Consider the following 17,641-nt stretch of genomic DNA (forward strand, 5'->3'; position numbering starts at 1 on the left):
CCTGCTACCGCAGGCCATGCTTGCGGATCTTGTCGACCAGCGTGGTCTTGGGCAGGCGCAGGGCCTTGGCGGTCTGGCCCACGTTGCCGCTGTGGCGCTCCAGCGCGTCGGCGATCAGGCTGCGCTCGAACTGATCCACCGTCTCCGCCAGACCGGGCTCCCCGTCTACGCCCGCCTCGCCGGACGGCGCCGCGTGTGGCGACACCCACTGCGGCCCCACGCCCAGCACCAGTGCATCGGCCACATTGCGCAGTTCGCGCACGTTGCCCGGCCAGTCGCGCGCCATCAGCTGGCGCAACTGGGCAGCGGGCAGGCGCGGTTCGGGGCGCCCGTAGCGGCTGGCCGCCAGCAGCATGAAATGCTCCAGCAACATCGGAATGTCCTCGCGCCGCTCGCGCAGCGCGGGCAGCTCGATGTTCACGACGTTGAGCCGGTAGACCAGGTCGGCGCGGAAGCTCCCCTGCTGGGCGCGCGCCAGCAGGTCGTCCTTGGTGGCGGCGACCACGCGCACGTCCACCGGGATGCTCTGGTTGGAGCCCAGGCGCTCGATGCAGCGCTCCTGCAGCACGCGCAGCAGCTTGACCTGCACCCCCATGGGCATGCTTTCGAGTTCGTCGAGGAACAGGGTGCCGCCGTTGGCGTGCTCGATGCGGCCGATGCGGCGCTTCTGCGCGCCGGTGAAGGCGCCGGGCTCGTGGCCGAAGAGTTCGCTGTCGAGCAGGCTGTCGGGCAGGCCGCCGCAGTTGAGCGCAACATAGGGCGCGTTGCGGCGGCGCGAGTGGTCGTGCAGCGCGCGCGCCACCACCTCCTTGCCGGTGCCGGTCTCGCCGCGGATCAGCACATCCACCGGCGAGTCGGCGATCTCGGTGATCAGCTGGCGCACGCGGGCGATGGCGGGCGCGTGGCCCACCAGCTTGCCCTCCAGCCCTTCGCTGAGCGTGAGCGCGCGCCGCAGGTTGGCCACCTCCAGCGTCAGGCGGCGCTTGTCCAGCGCGCGCTGCACCACCTCGACCAGCTGCTCGGGCGAGAAGGGTTTGGGGATGAAGTCGTAGGCGCCGCTGCGCATGGCCTGCACCGCCAGGTTCACGTCGCCGTGGCCGGTGATCATGATGACCGGCAGGTCGGGGTCGAGATCGTGCGCCTCGGCGATCAGCGACAGGCCGTCGGAGCCGGGCAGGCGCATGTCGGTCACGACCACGCCGGCCATGCCCGGGCTCAGGTGCGGCAGCACAGCCTCGACCGAATCGAAGGCGCGCACGGCGATGTCGGCCAGCTGCAGGGCCTGCACGCAGCCCAGCTGCAGGTCCGTGTCGTCCTCGACCAGAAACACGGTGAGGTTGCGGTTCATCGGGATGGGGTGTCTTTCGCGGTGTCGGGGGCGGGGCCCACCGGGACGGTGAGCACGAAGCAGGCGCCGCCCGCGGGGTGGTTGTGGGCCTGCAGGTCGCCCCCGAATTCTGCTGCAAGGTCGCGGCAGATCGCCAGGCCCAGGCCCAGGCCGGCGCCGCTGGGTTTGGTGGTGTAGAAGGGTTCGAACAGGCGCTGCTGGTCGGTCTCGCTCAGGCCCTTGCCGCTGTCGCGCACCTCCAGCGCCACCATCGGCACCCCGGCCACCTCGCGGCGTTCGGCGCTCAGGGTCAGCACCCGAGGGTCGGCATCGCGCATCGCGTCCAGCGCATTGCCCACCAGGTTCACCAGCACCTGCTCCAGCCGGTTGGCATCGCACCAGGCGGACCACTGTCCGGGCGCGCAGCGGTTGTCCACCCGCACCTGGTCGTGCCGCACGCGCAACTGGTAGAGGAACAGCGCCTGCTCGACCACCCGGCCCACGTCGGTGGCGCCGGGCGAGGCGCTGGACTTGCGCGAGAAACTCTTGAGCGGGTCGATGATGCGCGCCATCTGCTCGACCAGCCGCGCGACGATGGACAGGTTCTCCTGCGCGGCGGCGTGGTTGCCGCGGCGCATGAACTCGGCCGCGTTGCCCGCCAGCGTGCGGATGCCGCCCAGCGGCTGGGTCAGTTCGTGGGTAATGCTCGCTGCCAGTTGGCCCAGCACGGCCATCTTGCCGGCGTGCACCAGCTCGTCCTGCGCCGACCGCAGGGTCTGTTCGGTCTGCTGGCGCTCGGCCACCTCGCGGCGCAGCTGCTCGTTGGTGTCGGTGAGTTCCTGGGTGCGCAGCCCCACCTGGCGCTCCAGGTCGGCGTTGACCTGCTCCAGCAGCCGCTTGGCGGCGAGCTTCTGGCGTTCGATGCGGCGGCGCTGGCTCCAGTAGAGCGCCAGCAGGATCAGGAAGGCCGCGGTCATCGCGCCGCCCACGCCATCGGCCAGGGCCTGGTCGCGCACCTCCGAGAGGCTGGTGAAGATCAGCACGCGCCAGTCCATGCCGTCGAGCGAACGGCCCAGCACCAGGTGCCCGGCCCGGTTGCTGCCGGCGCCCAGCGCTTCGCGGTACCGCGCCTCCTCGCCCGAGACGAAGCCCTGCACCTCCTGCGTGTCTTCATCGACCGAGAGCCGCACGTCGATGGGGAACTGCGGCAGCCGCAGCGCGCCGTAGGTCTGCGTCAGCTGCAGGTCGACCCGCCGCTCGGGCGGCAGCGGCGCCATCGAGGTATAGCGCCAGGCCGGCTGCGAGGAGAGGATCACCACCTGGTTGGCGTCGGCCACCAGGGCGGGCGCCGCCAGCATGGGCCAGGTCTGCTCCAGCGCGTCCAGGCCGATCTTGATGGCCGCCACGCCGAGCACGCGCGGACCGTCGTAGATGGGGTGCGAGGCGAAGTAGCCCGCCTGACCCCCGCTGCCGATGGCGAAGTGGCGCGTCGAACGACCGGCCAGCGCCTCCAGGTAGTAGGGACGGTAGGACACGTCCTCGCCCAGAAGACTGTCGTCGCGCTCGGCCACGTTGCTAGACGCCAGCACGACGCCGCGCACATCGAGCACATAGACCGCGACGCTGCCCAGGTGGGCGTTCAGGCGCGAGAGGTAATCGTTGGCAGCGCGCTCGCGGGCCGGGTCGGGTGCGCGCAGCAGCGCCAGCACCGCCGGGTTGAGCTGGATGGTGGCCGGCACCGGCTCCAGGCGCCGCACCCGCGCCTCGACCACGGTGGCGAACAGGTCCAGCCGACTGTTGGTGGCGGCCTTGAGGCTGTGTTCACCCTGGTCGTAACTGTGCTGGTAGACGCCAGCGCCGGTGAGCGCCACCAGTGCCGCGCCCAACAGCAACAGCAGCAGCCGCCGCGCCAGCCAGCCCAACCGTTCGGAGGCCGGGCGCACAGCCGCGCCTGCGCCAGCGGGCGCGTTGGCGGGCAGTGGAGGTGGCTCGGCCTGGGCGGGGTTCAATGCTGGAGGATCTTGGAGAGGAAGTCCTTGGCGCGCGGCGAACGGGCGTCGGGATTGCTGAAGAACTCGTCCTTCTTGCAGTCCTCCACGATTTTGCCCGCGTCCATGAAGATCACGCGGTGGCTGACCTTCTTGGCAAAGCCCATCTCGTGCGTCACGCACATCATGGTCATGCCCTCGTTGGCCAGCTGCACCATCACGTCCAGCACCTCACCGACCATCTCGGGGTCCAGCGCCGAGGTGGGTTCGTCGAACAGCATCACGATGGGATCCATCGACAACGCGCGGGCGATCGCCACACGCTGCTGCTGCCCGCCCGAGAGCTGGCCGGGGAACTTGTCCTTGTGCGCCATCAGGCCCACCCGGTCGAGCATCTTCAGTCCGCGCGTCTTGGCTTCGTCTGCATTGCGGCCCAGCACCTTGATCTGCGCGATCGTCAGGTTCTCGGTCACCGACAGGTGCGGGAACAGCTCGAAGTGCTGGAACACCATGCCCACGCGGCTGCGCAGCTTGGGCAGATTGGTCTTCGGGTCGGCGATGCTGGTGCCGTCCACGATGATGTCGCCCTTCTGGAAGGGCTCCAGCGCGTTGACGGTCTTGATCAGCGTGGACTTGCCAGAGCCCGAGGGACCGCAGACCACCACCACCTCACCCTTCTGGATGGAGGTGGTGCAGTCGGTCAGCACCTGGAAGCTGCCGTACCACTTGGAAACGTTCTTGATGTCGATCATGGTTCTTCTCCAGCCGCTCAGCGAATGATGGCGATCTTCTTCTGCAGGCGACGCACCAGCATCGACAGCGAGAAACAAATGACGAAATAGACGACGGCGGCGACGAGATACGTCTCGACCGGGCGGTTGAAGTTCTTGCCCGCCACCTCGAAGCCCTTGAGCAGGTCGTAGGCACCAATGGCGTAGACCAGACTGGTGTCCTGGAACAGGATGATGGTCTGTGTCATGAGCACCGGCAGCATGTTGCGGAAGGCCTGCGGCAGCACGATCAGCTGCATGGTCTGGCCGTAGGTCATGCCCACCGCGTAGCTGGCGTTGACCTGACCCTTGGGCACGCTCTGGATGCCCGCGCGCATGATCTCGGAGTAGTAGGCCGCCTCGAACACGGTGAAGGTGATGATGGCAGACAGCTCGGCGCCCATGGGTTGACCGATCATCAGCGGGATCAGCAGGAAGAACCACAGGATCACCATCACCAGCGGGATGGAGCGCAGGGTGTTGACGTAGAAGGCGGCCGGCAGCACCAGCCACTTCTTGCCCGACAGGCGCATCAGCGCCAGCACGGTGCCCAGCGCGATGCCGCCGATCATGGCCACCAGGGTCAGCTGCACCGAGAAGACCAGGCCCTTGAGCACGAAGCCCGTGAGCACATCCCAGTTCAGGAACGAAAAATCGAGGTTCATGTCAGTGGCCTCCGATCATGCCGGGCACCTGCACTCGGTGTTCGATGAACAGGGCGATGCGGTTGATGATGAAAGCGGAGATGAAGTACAGGCCAGTGACGGCCAGGTAGACCTCGATGCCGCGCGAGGTTTCTTCCTGCGCCTGCATGGCGAACATGGTCAGCTCGGCAATGGACACCGCGAAGGCCACCGACGAGTTCTTGATGATGTTCATGCTCTCGCTGGTCAGCGGCGGGATGACGATTCGAAACGCCATCGGCAGCAGCACGTAGCGGTAGGTCTGCGTCAGCGTCAGGCCCATGGCCAGGCCGGCATAGCGCTGGCCCTTGGGCAGGCTCTGGATGCCGGCGCGCACCTGCTCGGCGATGCGCGCCGAGGTGAAGAAGCCCAGGGCGAAGACCACCAGGATGAAGCTGGGAAAGTCCTTGAGCGCGGGGACCAGCGCGGGCAGCACGTGGTACCAGAGGAAGACCTGCACCAGCAGCGGGATGTTGCGGAACAGCTCGGTCCAGGCGTTGCCGATGGCCACCAGCGCCTTGCTGGGCGTGGTGCGGAAGATGCCCATGACCGCACCGACCACGAGCGCAACGACCAGCGCCAGCAGGGCGACCGAGAGCGTCCAACCCCAGGCCGAGAGCAGCCAGTCCAGGTAGGTGATGTCGCCACCGTCGCCAAAGCAGCGCGGACGCACCTCACCGTCGATGGTGTCCTTGCAGAACACCTGCCAATCCCATGAAGCCATGGTGATTCCCCAAAATTCAACAGAGAAGGCCGCCCGTGTGCAGTCGGGCGGCCACTTCAGTCTCCCGTCAGGAGATCACTTCTTGACGGAATAGTCTTCCATCGGCTTGTCGTTCGGGGCCGCCCAGGCCGCCTTGGTGGCTTCGGACAGCGGCAGACCGATCTTGGCGTTGGCCGGCGGGATCGGCTGCATGAACCACTTGTCGTACAGCTTGGCCAGCGAGCCGTCCTTGATCTGGTTCTTGATGGAGTCGTCCACGGCCTTCTTGAAGGCGGCGTCGTCCTTGCGCAGCATGCAGGCGATCGGCTCGACCGACAGCACTTCGCCGACGATCTTGTAGTCGGCCGGGTTCTTGGACTTGGCGATGTTGGCGGCCAGGATGGAGCCGTCCATCACGAATGCGTCGGCACGACCGGACTCGAGCAGCAGGAAGCTGTCGGCGTGGTCCTTACCGAACACTTCCTCAAAGTTCACGTTGGTCGCACGCTCGTGCTTGCGCAGGGTCTGGACCGAGGTGGTGCCGGTGGTGGTGGCGACCTTCTTGCCGTTGAGCTGGGCGATGGAGTTGATGCCCGAGTTCGCCTTGACGGCGATGCGCACTTCTTCCACGTAGGTGGTCACGGCGAAGGAGACATCCTTCTGGCGGGCCGCGTTGTTGGTGGTGGAGCCGCACTCGAGGTCGACGGTGCCGTTCTGCACCAGCGGAATGCGGTTCTGCGAAGTCACCGGCTGGTACTTCACTTCCAGCTTGGCCAGGCCCAGCTGCTTCTGCAGGTCGGCGATCACCCGCTCGGCCATCTCGGTGTGGAAACCCACGAACTTGCCATTGCCGATGGTGTAGGACAGGCCGGAGGACTCGCGCACACCCAGGGTGATGCTGCCGCTGTCCTTGATCTTCTTGAGCGTGTCGGTGGCCTGGGCCATCGCGGTGGAGGCGGCGAGCACGGCGGCCACGGCCAGTAGGGTTTTCTTCATGTTGACTCCTTCGAGTGGTTGGGGGAAAACGGAAATCGCGGCTGGAAGTCAGCCCGGCACTTGGTCGGTGGGGTACTTCCAGAAGTCCTTGAGCAGGTAGTTCATGGGCAGGTTGAGGCTGCGGTTGGCCGGCGGGATGGGCTTCTGGAACCAGCGCTCGTAGACCGTGTGGGCCTCGCGCGTCTGGATCAGGCGCTTCATCTCGTCGTCGACCAGCTTCTTGAACTCGGCGTCTTCGCGCGAGAACATGATGGCCAGCGGTTCGATGGTCAGGAACTTGCCCACCACCTTGAACTTGCCCGGATCGGGCCGCCCGGCCACCAGGCCGTAGAGCAGCACATCGTCCATCACGAAGCCGTCGGCCTCGCCGGCGGCCACCATGTCGACCGCGCGCGCGTGGTCGGGCGCTTCCGCCACGCGGATGCCGAGCTGGTACTCGTTGTTGGCCTGCGTCAACGCCTTGAGCGGCGTGGTGCCCTTGGTCGAGACCACGGTGCGGCCCTTGAAATCGCGGATCACATCGACCGTGCTGTCGGCCCGCACCAGGTAGCGCGCCCCGGCGATGTAGTGCGGCACGGTGAAGGCCACCTTCTGGCGGCGTTCGGCGTTGTTGGTGGTCGAGCCGCACTCCATGTCGGCCTTGCCTTCTTCGATCAGGGCGATGCGGTTGGCTGGCGTCACCATGACGAAGCGGGTCTTCAGCTCGGGCACCGCGAGCTGGCGGCGCATTGCTTCCACCAGCTTCAGGCACAGGTCAACCGCGTAGCCCACCGGCTTGCCGTCCGGGTCCACGAAGGAAAACGGCACCGAGGACTCGCGGTGTGCGATCACCACGGTGCCGCTGGACTTGATGCGGTCCAGCACCGATCCGGCCATCGACGGCTGGACCAGCGCGGCGGTCAGCAGGGCGAGCGCACAACGGGCGAGGGACCGGAGGTGTGGCATGGCGGTGTCCGTGGGAGGGAGGAGAAATGGACGGCTCAGCCCAGCGGCCGGTCGTTGGGCGACCGGTACAGCTCCAGCAGCGCCTCGGGCGCGGGCCAGTTGAGGTTGAGCCCCTTGGGCGGGATCGGCGACTGGAACCAGCGGCGATAGATCTTCAGCGCCTCACCCGACTGCATCAGCTCGGTCAGGCTGCGGTCCACCAGCGCCTTGAAGCGCGGATCGTCCTTGCGCAGCATGCAGGCGTAGACCTCGGCCGCCATCGGCTGGCCGACCACCCGCCACTCGCCGGGTTGGTCGGCCTTGGCGCGCAGGCCGTAGAGCATGGCCTCGTCCATCAGGAAGGCCTCGGCACGGCCTTCCTGCACGCGGCTAAAGCCGTCGCCGTGGTCCTTGACGGTCAGGATGTCGAACCGGATGCCGGTCGACTCGCTGTGCAGCAACAGAGAGCGTTCGCTGGTGGTGCCCGCGGTCACCGCCACGCGGCGGCCCTTGAGGTCGGCCAGTTCCTGGATGCCCGATCCCTGCCGGGTGAGCAGGCGCGAGCTGGTCTGGAAGATGGACACCGAGAACGCCACCTGGCGCGCCCGTTCGCGGTTGTGGGTGGTGGAACCGCACTCCAGGTCGACCGAGCCGTTCTGCACCAGCGGAATCCGGTTCTGCGAGGTGACCGGCACCAGCTTGACCGCCAGCGCGGGCAGTTTGAGTTCGCGGCGGATACGCTCGACCACCGCCAGCATCAGGTCGTGCGAGTAGCCGACCACCTGGCGCTTGCTGTCGTAATACGAGAACGGCACCGAAGACTCGCGGTGGCCCAGGTTGATGGTGGCCGTGCGCGAAATCTTCTCCAGCGTCGGCAGGCCCGACGACTCGGCCCGGGCGGACAACGCCAGGGGCAGCAACAGCAGGAAGGGGAGGAGGCGAAGGGGTTTCATGGGCGCAGTGTGCCGCCCATGGCGCAAGGGGCGTGCCAGTCGGTGTTAACCCGTAGACCACCCCCTTGTGGACCGGTTTTTCACCCCGAAACCGGCGATTTGGCCCGTGGCGCAAACGGAAATCCGAACGCCCTCCGCGGCCGACGAACGGATTTCCGACCCCGCCCCGCGGCGTTCAGGCCCAGTGCGCCTTGAAGTCCTGCGCGTACTGCTCCAGGCGGATCGGCGCCTTGCCGGTGATGCGCTGCACGCCGTCGGTGGTGCGCTCGGCGAAACCGGCCTTGAACGCGCCCAGAATCACCAGCAGGAACTCGGTGTAGTCCGCCGGCAGGCCGGCGCCCAGCAGGCCCTGGCGCATCGCGTCCTCGGGGATGTCGGTGTAGCCGATGGTCCGGCCCGCCGCCTTCGACAGGATGGCCGCCACCTGGTGGTGGTCCAGCGCTTCGCTGCCGGTCAGGTCGTGCGCGGCATTGACGAAATCGTCGGACGACAGCAGCTTCGCGGCCACGGCCGCGATGTCGCGCGTGTCGATGAAACTGCCCTTGGCGTCGCCCACCGGCAGCAAGATCTGGCCCTGGGTCTGGATGCCGTGCAGCCAGAAGGTGTGGAAGTTCTGCATGAACCAGTTGGGACGGATCACATTCCAGGCCAGGCCCGAGCGCTCCAGGTGCAGCTCGGCGCGGCGCAGCGGGATGTTCTCGTCGGCGTTGGCGCCCATGGCAGACAGCAGCAGGACCTTGCGCACACCAGCGGCCTTGGCCGCGTCGATGGCCGGGATCAGCAGCTCGTGCTGGTTGGCGAAGCCGGGAGGCGCCATCAGGAACAGCTGGTCGACGCCGGCCAGCGCGGCCGCCAGGCCTTCGCCGGTGGCGAGGTTGACCTGGACCTCGCCGGGTTTCGAGGGCGTGCGGCTGGTGGCACGGCGCACGGTCTGGCCCTGGGCCGACAGCAGGTCAACAAGGGTGGAACCGATCTGGCCGCTGGCGCCGGTCACGAGAGTGGTGGTCATCTGGAATCTCCTGTGTGTGTTGCGAAGGCCTCCAGTGTGTTTCCGATGAATCGGAACTGGAATGCATGAAATTCCACCATTCATGTCTGATCGTCCATAAAATCTCGCCCTATGGACATACTCTCAGACATCCTTCATGTCGCCGGGTTGCGGCGGCGCCTGCTCGACCTGCATGCGCTCACACCCGAGGCGGCGCTGCGTTTTCCCTGCGAACGCAGCTTCGGTCTGCACGCGGTGACGCGTGGCCGCGCCTTCGTACACGCTCCCAACCTCGACGAGCCGCTGGAGCTGCAGGCCGGCGACCTGGTGCTGATGGCGCGCGGCTGCGTGCACTTGCTCTCGCTGGACCGCGAGCCGCCCGCGCGCAGCACCACGGTGCCGATCGCGCGCTTCGTGGGCAGCGACCTGGCCGACACAGCAACGCATCACACGCCGGACCCTGCGCCCGCCAGCGACCCGGCCGCGCCCGCGCAGGTGATCAGTGCCGCCTACCAGCTCTGGCACGCCCCGCTGCACCCCTTCCTGCGCAGCCTGCCCCCGTGGTTTGTGGTGCGCGGCCACAGCCTGCCGCAGCTGTCGGCCGTGCCGCTCACACTGGGCCTGCTGGACCGCGAGCTGGGCGACCAGGCGCTTGGCGCGACCTCGGCCACGCACGGCCTGCTGGACGCCCTGTTCGCCTTTGCGCTGCGCGAAATCGCCGCACGCGAGAACCCTGGTGTGCCGGGCTGGCACCACGCCATCGCCGACCGGCCGATCCGCCAGGTGCTGACCCTGATGCACGGCAACCTGGGCCACGGTTGGACGCTGGACGAACTGGGCCAGCAAGTGGGCCTGTCGCGCTCGGCGCTGGCCGAGCGTTTTCGCAGCGCCATGGGCGACACGCCGCTGAACCACCTGCGCACCCTGCGCATGCAGAAGGCCATGCAGCTGCTGGCCGAGACGCGCCAGACGCTGGAGCAGGTGGCACAGGCCGTGGGCTACCAGGACGCCTTCGGTTTCTCCAAGGTGTTCAAGCGCACCACCGGCCAGTCGCCGCGCCAGTTCCGCGAGCAGGACACGGCCGACCGGCAGACCGAGTGGCGCATCCAGGAGGCCTGAAGCGCCGAGTCACTGCCGGGCACGGAAACCGTGAGGGGTACAGTGTCGGCCTTCGCACCGCGTGTGCCCGATCCCGAAGCCCCATGACCCTGCCCCGCTGCCCGAAATGCCAGTCCGAGTTCACCTACGAAGACGGTGATCTCTACATCTGCCCCGAATGTGCCCACGAGTGGGGCAAGGCCGGCGGCGATGAACCCGCCGAAGCGGCCAAGGTCTGGAAAGACGCGTTTGGCAATGTGCTGACCGACGGCGACAGCGTGACCCTGGTCAAGGACCTCAAGCTCAAGGGTTCGTCGGCCGTCATCAAGGTCGGCACCAAGGTGAAAAACATCCGCCTGATCGACGGCGACCACGACATCGACTGCAAGATCGAGGGCTTCGGCGCCATGCAGCTCAAGTCCGAGTTCGTGAAGAAGAGCTGAGCTTCTTTCCCGTGGGCAAGATCGTCGTTTACTGCCAGCCGGGTGCCAAGCAGACGCAGTGCGTCGGCCTGCACGACGGCAAACCCAAGATCCAGCTCAAGGCCCCGCCGGTCGATGGCGCGGCCAACAAGGCGCTGATCGGTTTTCTGTCCGAGGTGTTCGATGTGCCCAAGTCGGCCATCAGCATCGAGCTCGGCGCCTCCGGCCGCACCAAGCGGGTGGAGGTCGCGGGTGTGGACGACGCGGAACTCAGCCGCCGGCTGCTCGCACCGGCATGAAGGCCGTGCCGGCGGGCCGGCCGGGCAGCGAGAGCACGGCCTGCGCCGGTGCGGTCTGCGCCAGCAGCACCCCCCGACGCCACACCTTCAGCCGCGTGGCGCGCAGGCGGATCGCCTCCACCGGGTCGCGCGCCTGCAGCAGCACAAAGCTCGCGTCCTTGCCGGCTTCGATGCCGTAACCCGCCAGCCCCATCACCTTGGCCGCGTTCACCGTCACGGCGTCGAAGCACTGGCGCATGCCGGCCTGGCTGGTCATCTGCGCCACATGCAGGCCCATGTGGGCGACCTCTAGCATGTCGCTGCTGCCCAGCGAGTACCAGGGGTCCATCACGCAGTCGTGGCCGAAGGCCACCGTCACACCCGCAGCCATCAACTCGGGCACACGCGTCATGCCGCGCCGCTTGGGGTAGGTGTCGTGCCGGCCCTGCAGCGTGATGTTGATCAGCGGGTTGGCCACGGCGCTCACGCCAGCCTCGGCGATCAGCGGGATCAGCTTGCTCACGTAGTAGTTGTCCATGCTGTGCATGGAGGTGAGGTGCGAGCCGTTGACCCGGCCCTGCAGGCCCAGGCGCTGCGTCTCGAAGGCCAGCGTCTCGATGTGGCGCGAGAGCGGGTCGTCGCTTTCGTCGCAGTGCATGTCCACCGGCAGGCCGCGTTCGGCCGCCAACTCGCAGAGCAGCTTCACGCTGGCCGCGCCGTCGGCCATGGTGCGCTCGAAGTGCGGGATGCCGCCGACCACGTCCACCCCCAGGTCGAGCGCGCGTTTCAGGTGGTCCAGCCCACCCTTCGTACGCAGCACGCCGTCCTGCGGGAAAGCGACCAGCTGCAGGTCGAGGTAGGGCGCGACGCATTTCTTGACCTCGAGCATCGCCCGCACCGGCAACAGGCTGGGGTCGCTGGTGTCCACATGGCTGCGGATGGCCAGCAGGCCCTTGGCCACCGCCCAGTCGCAGTAGGTCAGCGCGCGTTCGACCAGTGCCTCCTCGGTCAGCAGCGGCTTGAGCTCACCCCAGAGTGCGATGCCTTCGAGCAGGGTGCCGCTCTGGTTCACGCGCGGCAGACCGTAGCTGAGCGTCGCGTCCATGTGGAAGTGCGGGTCGCAGAACGGCGGGCTCAGCAGCTGGCCTTCGGCGTCCACCGTCTCGTGCGCGGGCGCCTGCAGGCCTTGGGTCACTTCCACGATACGGCCGTCCTGCACGGCCACCGCCATGTCGGTTCGGCCGTCGGGCAGCGATGCGTTCGTGATCAGCAGGTCGAGCATGTGGTGCCTCCGTCAGGCCGTCTGGCGGTGGACGCGGGCCAGCACCAGAGCGAGCATGCCCATGCCAGCGCCGCAGACCCGGTTGAGCCAGCGCAGCCCGGCCGACGACAGCCAGCGCACCGCCTGCCGCCCCGCCAGCGCGTAAGCCACCATCACCAGCGCGTCGATGCTCACGAAGAGAACACCAAGCAGCGCGTACTGCGGTGCCAGGGGCGTCACCGGGTCCACGAACTGCGGCAGGAAGGCAGAAAAAAACAGCAGCGCCTTGGGGTTGGACAGGGCCACCGTGAGACTGCGCGAGAAGGCTGCGCGCCCCTGCACCTCGCGCCCCGGCACCTGGGCCAGCGTGGCCTGCACGTCGGTCACCGGGCTGCGCCAGAGCTGCCAGGCCAGCCAGAGCAGGTAGCCCACGCCCACCCATCGCACCAACTCAAACAGCCATGCCGAGGCCAGCATCAGCGAACCCAGGCCGATGGCGACCACCGCGATCACCGCCGCGCTGCCCAGCGTGGCTCCACCGATGCCCCAGGCCGCGCGCCGCAGGCCGCCGCCCATGCCATTGGACAGGGCCAGCAGCATGGTCGGTCCGGGAATCACCGCCAGCGCAAGCGAAGCGGTGGCGAACATCAGCAGGGTCTGAACGGTGGGCATGTCAGCGCTCTCCTTTGCGGTAGGGCTTCATCAGCGCCTGAGGATACGCCGCCTTGCGCGCCACCAGCACCAGCGCAAGGATGGACAGGGCGTAGGGCAGCATGAGGTACACCTGATACGGAATGGCACTCGCCCCGGCCTGTTGCAGGCGCAGTTGCAGGGCATCGAAGAATGCAAACAGCAGGGCGCCCAGCAGGGCCTTGCCCGGTCGCCACGAGGCGAACACCACCAGGGCCACACAGATCCAGCCACGGCCGTTGACCATGTTGAAGAAGAACGCGTTGAAGGCCGAGAGCGTGAGGAAGCTTCCGGCCACGCCCATCAGCGCCGAACCGGCCACGATGGCCCCCGTGCGCAGCGCCACCACCGACACGCCCTGCCCTTCGGCCGCCTGCGGGTTCTCGCCCACCATGCGCACCGCCAGGCCCAGCGGCGTGCGCATCAGCACCCAGGCCGACAGCGGCACCAGCGCCACCGCCAGGAGGGTCAGCGGCGTCTGCTGCGCCAGCACGGGCAGGCCCAGCCAGTCCATGGGCGCGAAGGGATCGATGGTCGGCGGCGTGTTCACCTTGGGGAATGCGACGCGGTAGCCGTAGTACGACAGAGATGTGGCCAGCAGCGTGATGCCCAGGCCGGCCACGTGCTGAGACAGCGCCAGCCCGACCGTGAGCAGCGCGTGCAACAGGCCGAAGGCGGCGCCGGTGAGCGCGGCCACGGCGACGCCGCCCCACAGCGGCAGGCCCTGGTATACCGCCAGCCAGCCGCCGAACGCACCCGCCACCATGATGCCTTCGATGCCCAGGTTGAGCACACCGGCGCGCTCGCACCACAGCACCCCCAGGGTGCCCAGGATCAGCGGTGTCGCGATGCGCAGCACCGCCACCCAGAACGCCGGATTGAGCAGGATGTCGACGAGTTCACCCATGCTCAGGCCCTGCGCACGCGGTACTGCGTCATCCATGTCGCCACCAGCACGGCCAGCAGGGACACGGCCACGATCACGTCGGCCAGGTAGGTGGGCACCCCGATGGCGCGGCTCATGCTGTCCGCCCCCACCAGCACGCCGGCCACGAACACCGCGGCCGCCACCACCCCGAGCGGGTTCAGGCCGGCGAGCATGGCGATCACGATGCCGGTGTAGCCATAGCCCGGTGACATGTCCAGCGTCACGTAGCTGGCGCGGCCCGCGACTTCGATGGCCCCCGCCAGGCCCGCCAGCGCCCCCGAAAGCAGGGCCACCAGCACCACCGTACGCGTCACCGGCACGCCCGCGAACGCGGCAGCCCGGGGATTGGCCCCCGTCGCTCGGATGTCGAACCCCAGCACGGTGTGGCGGAACAGCGCCCCCACCAGCAACGCCAGGCCCACTGCCCCGAGCAGGCCGGTGTGCAGCCGCGTGCCCTCCACCAGCCGCGAGAGTTCCAGTTCTGGGTTCAGGGCCACGCTCTGCGGCCAGCCCATGGCGAGCGGGTCCTTCATCACCCCGTCGAGCAGGGCCGACACCAGCAGCAGCACGATGAAATTCAGCAGCAGCGTGGTGACCACCTCGTCCACCCCGAGCCGCTGCTTCATCAGCGCCGGACCGAGCAGCAGCAGCGCGCCCGCCAGTGCTGCGGCCAGCAGCATCAGCGGGAACATCATCCACACCGGCCAGGCCAGGCCTGTGCCGTCGTGCAGGCCGCCCACGGCCACCGCCGCCAGGGAGCCGGCATAGAGCTGCCCTTCGGCGCCGATGTTGAACAGCCGGGCCTTGAACGCCACCGTGGCCGCCAGCCCTGTGAGGATGAGCGGGACGGCGCGGGTCAGGGTTTCGCTCCAGGCGAACACCGAGCCGAAGGCCCCCTGCACCAGCAGGCCGTAGGTCTGCCCCACCGGCGCACCGGCGCCCCAGACCAGCGCGCTGCTGACCAGCAGGGTGAAGGCGATGGCGGCCAGCGGCGCCAGCACCAGCGCGGCCGGCGAGGTTTGTGCACGTCGCTCAAGCCGCATGGGAGGTCTCCTGCAGGGCATGGCCCGCCATGGCCAGACCGATGCGCTCGCGCGTCCAGGCCCCGGTTGGCCGCGCCTCGGTGAGGTGGCCGTGGTGCATCACCGCGATCCGGTCGCCCAGGGCCATCACCTCGTCGAGGTCGTCGGAAATCAGCAGGACCGCCGCACCGGCATCGCGCGCGGCCAGCAGTCGCTCCTGCACGTAGGCGACCGCGCCGATGTCCAGGCCCCAGGTGGGCTGGTGCGCCACGATCAGCAGTGGCGTGGCGGCCACCGCATCGCCCTGTTCCGGCACCAGCAGGGCCCGCCCCAGGATGAGCTTCTGCATGTTCCCGCCGGACAGCGAACGCGCCGGCACCTGGGGGCCGCCGCCGCGCACATCGAAGGCCTCGATCACGCGCCGGGCGTGCGCCCGCGCGGCGCTGCGGCGCACCAGGGGGCCGAGGGAAAAGGCTTGCCCCCGCAGCCGTTCGGACACTGCGTTCTCCCACACCGGCAGGTCACCGACCACACCGACCGCGTGCCGGTCCTCGGGGATGCGGGCCACGCCGCGCGCCACCAGCCGCGCCGGATCGGACGGCAGGGGCTGTCCCTGCAGCAGCACCTGACCACTGCTGGCCTCGCGCACGCCGCACAGCAGCTCGGCCAGCGCCACCTGCCCGTTGCCCGACACACCCGCGATTGCCACGATCTCGCCAGCGTGCAGGGCCAGCGACACGTGGTCCAGGCGTTCCCGCACCCCCGGCGGGGTGCTCACCTCGCGCAGCTCGCAGACGCAGGCGCCCGCCGATGCCGCGGGCCGCCGCGCGGGCGCTTCCACCGCATGCCCCACCATCCAGTGCGCCAGCTCGGCGGGCGAGGTGTCTGCTGCCGGCGCCTCGGCCACCAGCCGACCCTGGCGCAGCACCGCCACCCGGTGAGACACGCGCAGCACCTCGGGCAGCTTGTGGCTGATGAAAATGACCGACAGCCCCTGGGCCACCATCTGCGACAGGGTGTCGAACAGGGCTTCGCTTTCCTGCGGCGTCAGCACCGCCGTCGGCTCGTCCAGGATCAGGATGCGGGCACCCCGGTACAGCGCCTTGAGGATCTCGACCCGCTGGCGCTCCCCCACCGACAGGCTGCCCACCCGCGCATCGGGTGACACCGGCAGGCCGAACCGGCCGGCCACGGCCAGAAGGCGCTCACGGGCGGCGCCCCGTTTCGTGGCCCAGCGCCAGAGGGGCTCGGTGCCCATCAGCACGTTGTCCAGCACCGTCAGGTTGTCGGCCAGGGTGAAGTGCTGGTGCACCATGCCGATGCCCGCGTCCAGCGCCGCCCGCGGCTGCCCCGGGGGCAAGGGCTGGCCACGCACCTCGATGGTGCCCTCGTCGGCCCGGTAGTGGCCGAATAGGATGGACACCAGCGTGGATTTGCCGGCGCCGTTCTCGCCCAGCAGGGCCAGCACCTCCCCCTCGTGCAGCGTGAGGGAAATGGCGTCGTTGGCCACCAGCGCCCCGAAGCGCTTGGTGATGCCCGAGAGCCGCAGGACGGTTGCGTTCGCGGGGGGCGTCACTTGCCGGACTTGGGCTGGCTGTCGTCCACCTTCACGCTGAACTTGCCCGAGAGGATCTCTGCCTCCCGGGCCTTGACCTTGGCCATCAGGTCGGCCGGCACCTTCTTCTCGAACGTGCCCAGCGGGCTCAGGCTGCTGCCCTGGTGCTTCATCATCGAATACGGGCCGTAGTCTTCGGCCTTGAAGCTGCCGGCCTTGACCGCCTTGAGCGCCGCGTCGATGCTGGGCTCCATGTGCCACAGGGCCGAGGCCACCACTGTGTCGGGGTAGTCCTTCTGGGTGTCGATCACGTTGCCGATGGCGAGCACCTTGCGCTCCTTGGCCGCGTCGCTCACGCCGAACCGCTCCGCATACATCACGTCCGCGCCCTTGTCGATCATGGCGAAGGCCGCCTCCTTGGCCTTGGGCGGATCGAACCAGCTGTTGATGAAGCTGACCGTGAATTCCACCTTGGGATTGGTCTCGCGCGCACCGGCCATGAAGGCGTGCATCAGGCGGTTGACCTCGGGGATCGGGAAACCGCCGACCATGCCGATCTTGTTCGACTTGGTCATGCCGCCGGCGATCATGCCGGTCAGGTAGGCCGGTTCCTGGATGTAGTTGTCGAACACGCTGAAGTTGGGCGCCTGGGGCTTGCCGGAGGAGCCGAGCAGGAACGAGGTCTTGGGGAAGTCCCTGGCCACCTTGCGCGCGGCCGCCTCGACGGCAAACGCCTCACCGACGATCAGCTGGTTGCCGGCCGTCGCGTACTCGCGCATCACGCGCTCGTAGTCGGCGTTCGACACGTTTTCGCTGGCCTTGTATTCGATCTCGCCCCGCGCCTCCGCGGCCTTGAGCGCCTTGTGGATGCGGCTGACCCACTGCTGCTCGAAGGGCACGGTGTAGATGGCGGCCACCTTGATCTTGGCCTGCGCCAGGGCCAGGCCAGGGGCGCCCACCGACAGGGCGGCAGCCAGGGCCATCAGGGAACGCCGCGAGAGGTAAGAAAGGCTCATGTCGTTTTCTCCGTGAGGTGGTGTTGAAGATGAGGGAAC

General features: G+C 68.3%; 18 protein-coding genes. 3 read left to right on the top strand and 15 right to left on the bottom strand.

Features of this window, described 5'->3' with window-relative positions; translation table 11 throughout:
- Nucleotides 1-4 precede the first annotated feature (4 nt).
- The 9 genes from ACFOPI_RS10395 to ACFOPI_RS10435 all read right to left on the bottom strand — a co-directional run bounded on the left by ACFOPI_RS10395 (nt 5) and on the right by ACFOPI_RS10435 (nt 9,353).
- Nucleotides 5-1,348: a sigma-54-dependent transcriptional regulator gene (locus ACFOPI_RS10395; protein ID WP_382173585.1), complete on the bottom strand. Its 1,344-nt coding sequence runs from the start codon at nt 1,346-1,348 to the stop codon at nt 5-7.
- Nucleotides 1,345-3,336 (bottom strand): ATP-binding protein, encoded by a 1,992-nt coding sequence (locus ACFOPI_RS10400; RefSeq protein ID WP_382173587.1) that lies wholly within the window; start codon nt 3,334-3,336, stop codon nt 1,345-1,347. Before ACFOPI_RS10400 ends, ACFOPI_RS10395 begins: the two co-directional genes overlap by 4 nt.
- Nucleotides 3,333-4,067 carry an amino acid ABC transporter ATP-binding protein gene (locus ACFOPI_RS10405; protein WP_382173589.1) on the bottom strand — a complete coding sequence of 245 codons (735 nt, stop codon included), beginning with the start codon at nt 4,065-4,067 and terminating at the stop codon, nt 3,333-3,335. Before ACFOPI_RS10405 ends, ACFOPI_RS10400 begins: the two co-directional genes overlap by 4 nt.
- 17 nt (nt 4,068-4,084) lie before the next feature.
- Nucleotides 4,085-4,750: an amino acid ABC transporter permease gene (locus ACFOPI_RS10410; RefSeq protein ID WP_382173591.1), complete on the bottom strand. Its 666-nt coding sequence runs from the start codon at nt 4,748-4,750 to the stop codon at nt 4,085-4,087.
- Between the two features lies 1 nt (nt 4,751).
- Nucleotides 4,752-5,492, bottom strand: coding sequence for an amino acid ABC transporter permease (locus tag ACFOPI_RS10415; protein WP_382173593.1), 741 nt, complete (start codon nt 5,490-5,492; stop codon nt 4,752-4,754).
- 75 nt (nt 5,493-5,567) lie between these two features.
- Nucleotides 5,568-6,467: an amino acid ABC transporter substrate-binding protein gene (locus ACFOPI_RS10420; RefSeq protein ID WP_382173595.1), complete on the bottom strand. Its 900-nt coding sequence runs from the start codon at nt 6,465-6,467 to the stop codon at nt 5,568-5,570.
- 48 nt (nt 6,468-6,515) lie between these two features.
- Nucleotides 6,516-7,343 (bottom strand): amino acid ABC transporter substrate-binding protein, encoded by an 828-nt coding sequence (locus tag ACFOPI_RS10425; RefSeq protein WP_382174906.1) that lies wholly within the window; start codon nt 7,341-7,343, stop codon nt 6,516-6,518.
- 104 nt (nt 7,344-7,447) lie between these two features.
- Nucleotides 7,448-8,344, bottom strand: coding sequence for a transporter substrate-binding domain-containing protein (locus tag ACFOPI_RS10430; RefSeq protein WP_382173596.1), 897 nt, complete (start codon nt 8,342-8,344; stop codon nt 7,448-7,450).
- Nucleotides 8,345-8,519: 175 nt separating this feature from the next.
- Complete coding sequence (locus tag ACFOPI_RS10435) at nt 8,520-9,353, bottom strand: SDR family oxidoreductase (protein WP_382173598.1); 834 nt, start codon at nt 9,351-9,353, stop codon at nt 8,520-8,522.
- Between the two features lie 111 nt (nt 9,354-9,464).
- On the opposite strand from ACFOPI_RS10435, the gene ACFOPI_RS10440 reads away from it, so the two are divergent.
- The 3 genes from ACFOPI_RS10440 to ACFOPI_RS10450 all read left to right on the top strand — a co-directional run bounded on the left by ACFOPI_RS10440 (nt 9,465) and on the right by ACFOPI_RS10450 (nt 11,151).
- Nucleotides 9,465-10,451, top strand: a complete 987-nt coding sequence (locus ACFOPI_RS10440; RefSeq protein WP_382173600.1) for a helix-turn-helix transcriptional regulator — start codon at nt 9,465-9,467, stop codon at nt 10,449-10,451.
- 83 nt (nt 10,452-10,534) lie between these two features.
- Nucleotides 10,535-10,873 carry a zinc ribbon domain-containing protein YjdM gene (locus ACFOPI_RS10445; protein ID WP_382173602.1) on the top strand — a complete coding sequence of 113 codons (339 nt, stop codon included), beginning with the start codon at nt 10,535-10,537 and terminating at the stop codon, nt 10,871-10,873.
- Nucleotides 10,874-10,884: 11 nt separating this feature from the next.
- Nucleotides 10,885-11,151: a DUF167 domain-containing protein gene (locus ACFOPI_RS10450; RefSeq protein ID WP_382173604.1), complete on the top strand. Its 267-nt coding sequence runs from the start codon at nt 10,885-10,887 to the stop codon at nt 11,149-11,151.
- Here the strand turns inward: ACFOPI_RS10450 and ACFOPI_RS10455 are convergent.
- The 6 genes from ACFOPI_RS10455 to ACFOPI_RS10480 are packed head-to-tail and all read right to left on the bottom strand — an operon-like array spanning nt 11,123 to nt 17,602.
- Complete coding sequence (locus ACFOPI_RS10455; RefSeq protein ID WP_382173606.1) at nt 11,123-12,412, bottom strand: amidohydrolase family protein; 1,290 nt, start codon at nt 12,410-12,412, stop codon at nt 11,123-11,125. The two genes, ACFOPI_RS10450 and ACFOPI_RS10455, sit on opposite strands and share 29 nt — an antisense overlap.
- A gap of 12 nt (nt 12,413-12,424) precedes the next feature.
- Complete coding sequence (locus ACFOPI_RS10460) at nt 12,425-13,063, bottom strand: LysE family translocator (RefSeq protein ID WP_382173608.1); 639 nt, start codon at nt 13,061-13,063, stop codon at nt 12,425-12,427.
- Nucleotide 13,064: 1 nt separating this feature from the next.
- The gene (locus tag ACFOPI_RS10465; RefSeq protein ID WP_382174909.1) at nt 13,065-13,988 is read right to left on the bottom strand and encodes an ABC transporter permease; all 924 of its coding nucleotides are present in this window, start codon (nt 13,986-13,988) and stop codon (nt 13,065-13,067) included.
- A gap of 2 nt (nt 13,989-13,990) precedes the next feature.
- Nucleotides 13,991-15,052, bottom strand: coding sequence for an ABC transporter permease (locus ACFOPI_RS10470; RefSeq protein WP_382173610.1), 1,062 nt, complete (start codon nt 15,050-15,052; stop codon nt 13,991-13,993).
- Entirely contained in the window at nt 15,042-16,607 is a 1,566-nt protein-coding gene (locus ACFOPI_RS10475) for an ABC transporter ATP-binding protein (protein WP_382173612.1), read from the bottom strand. Before ACFOPI_RS10475 ends, ACFOPI_RS10470 begins: the two co-directional genes overlap by 11 nt.
- Nucleotides 16,604-17,602 (bottom strand): BMP family protein, encoded by a 999-nt coding sequence (locus ACFOPI_RS10480; protein ID WP_382173614.1) that lies wholly within the window; start codon nt 17,600-17,602, stop codon nt 16,604-16,606. The genes ACFOPI_RS10475 and ACFOPI_RS10480 overlap by 4 nt, the downstream gene beginning before the upstream one ends.
- Nucleotides 17,603-17,641 lie beyond the last annotated feature (39 nt).

It is taken from the genome of Hydrogenophaga luteola (assembly GCF_042648585.1).
Classification (GTDB): Bacteria; Pseudomonadota; Gammaproteobacteria; order Burkholderiales; family Burkholderiaceae_C; genus Hydrogenophaga; species Hydrogenophaga luteola.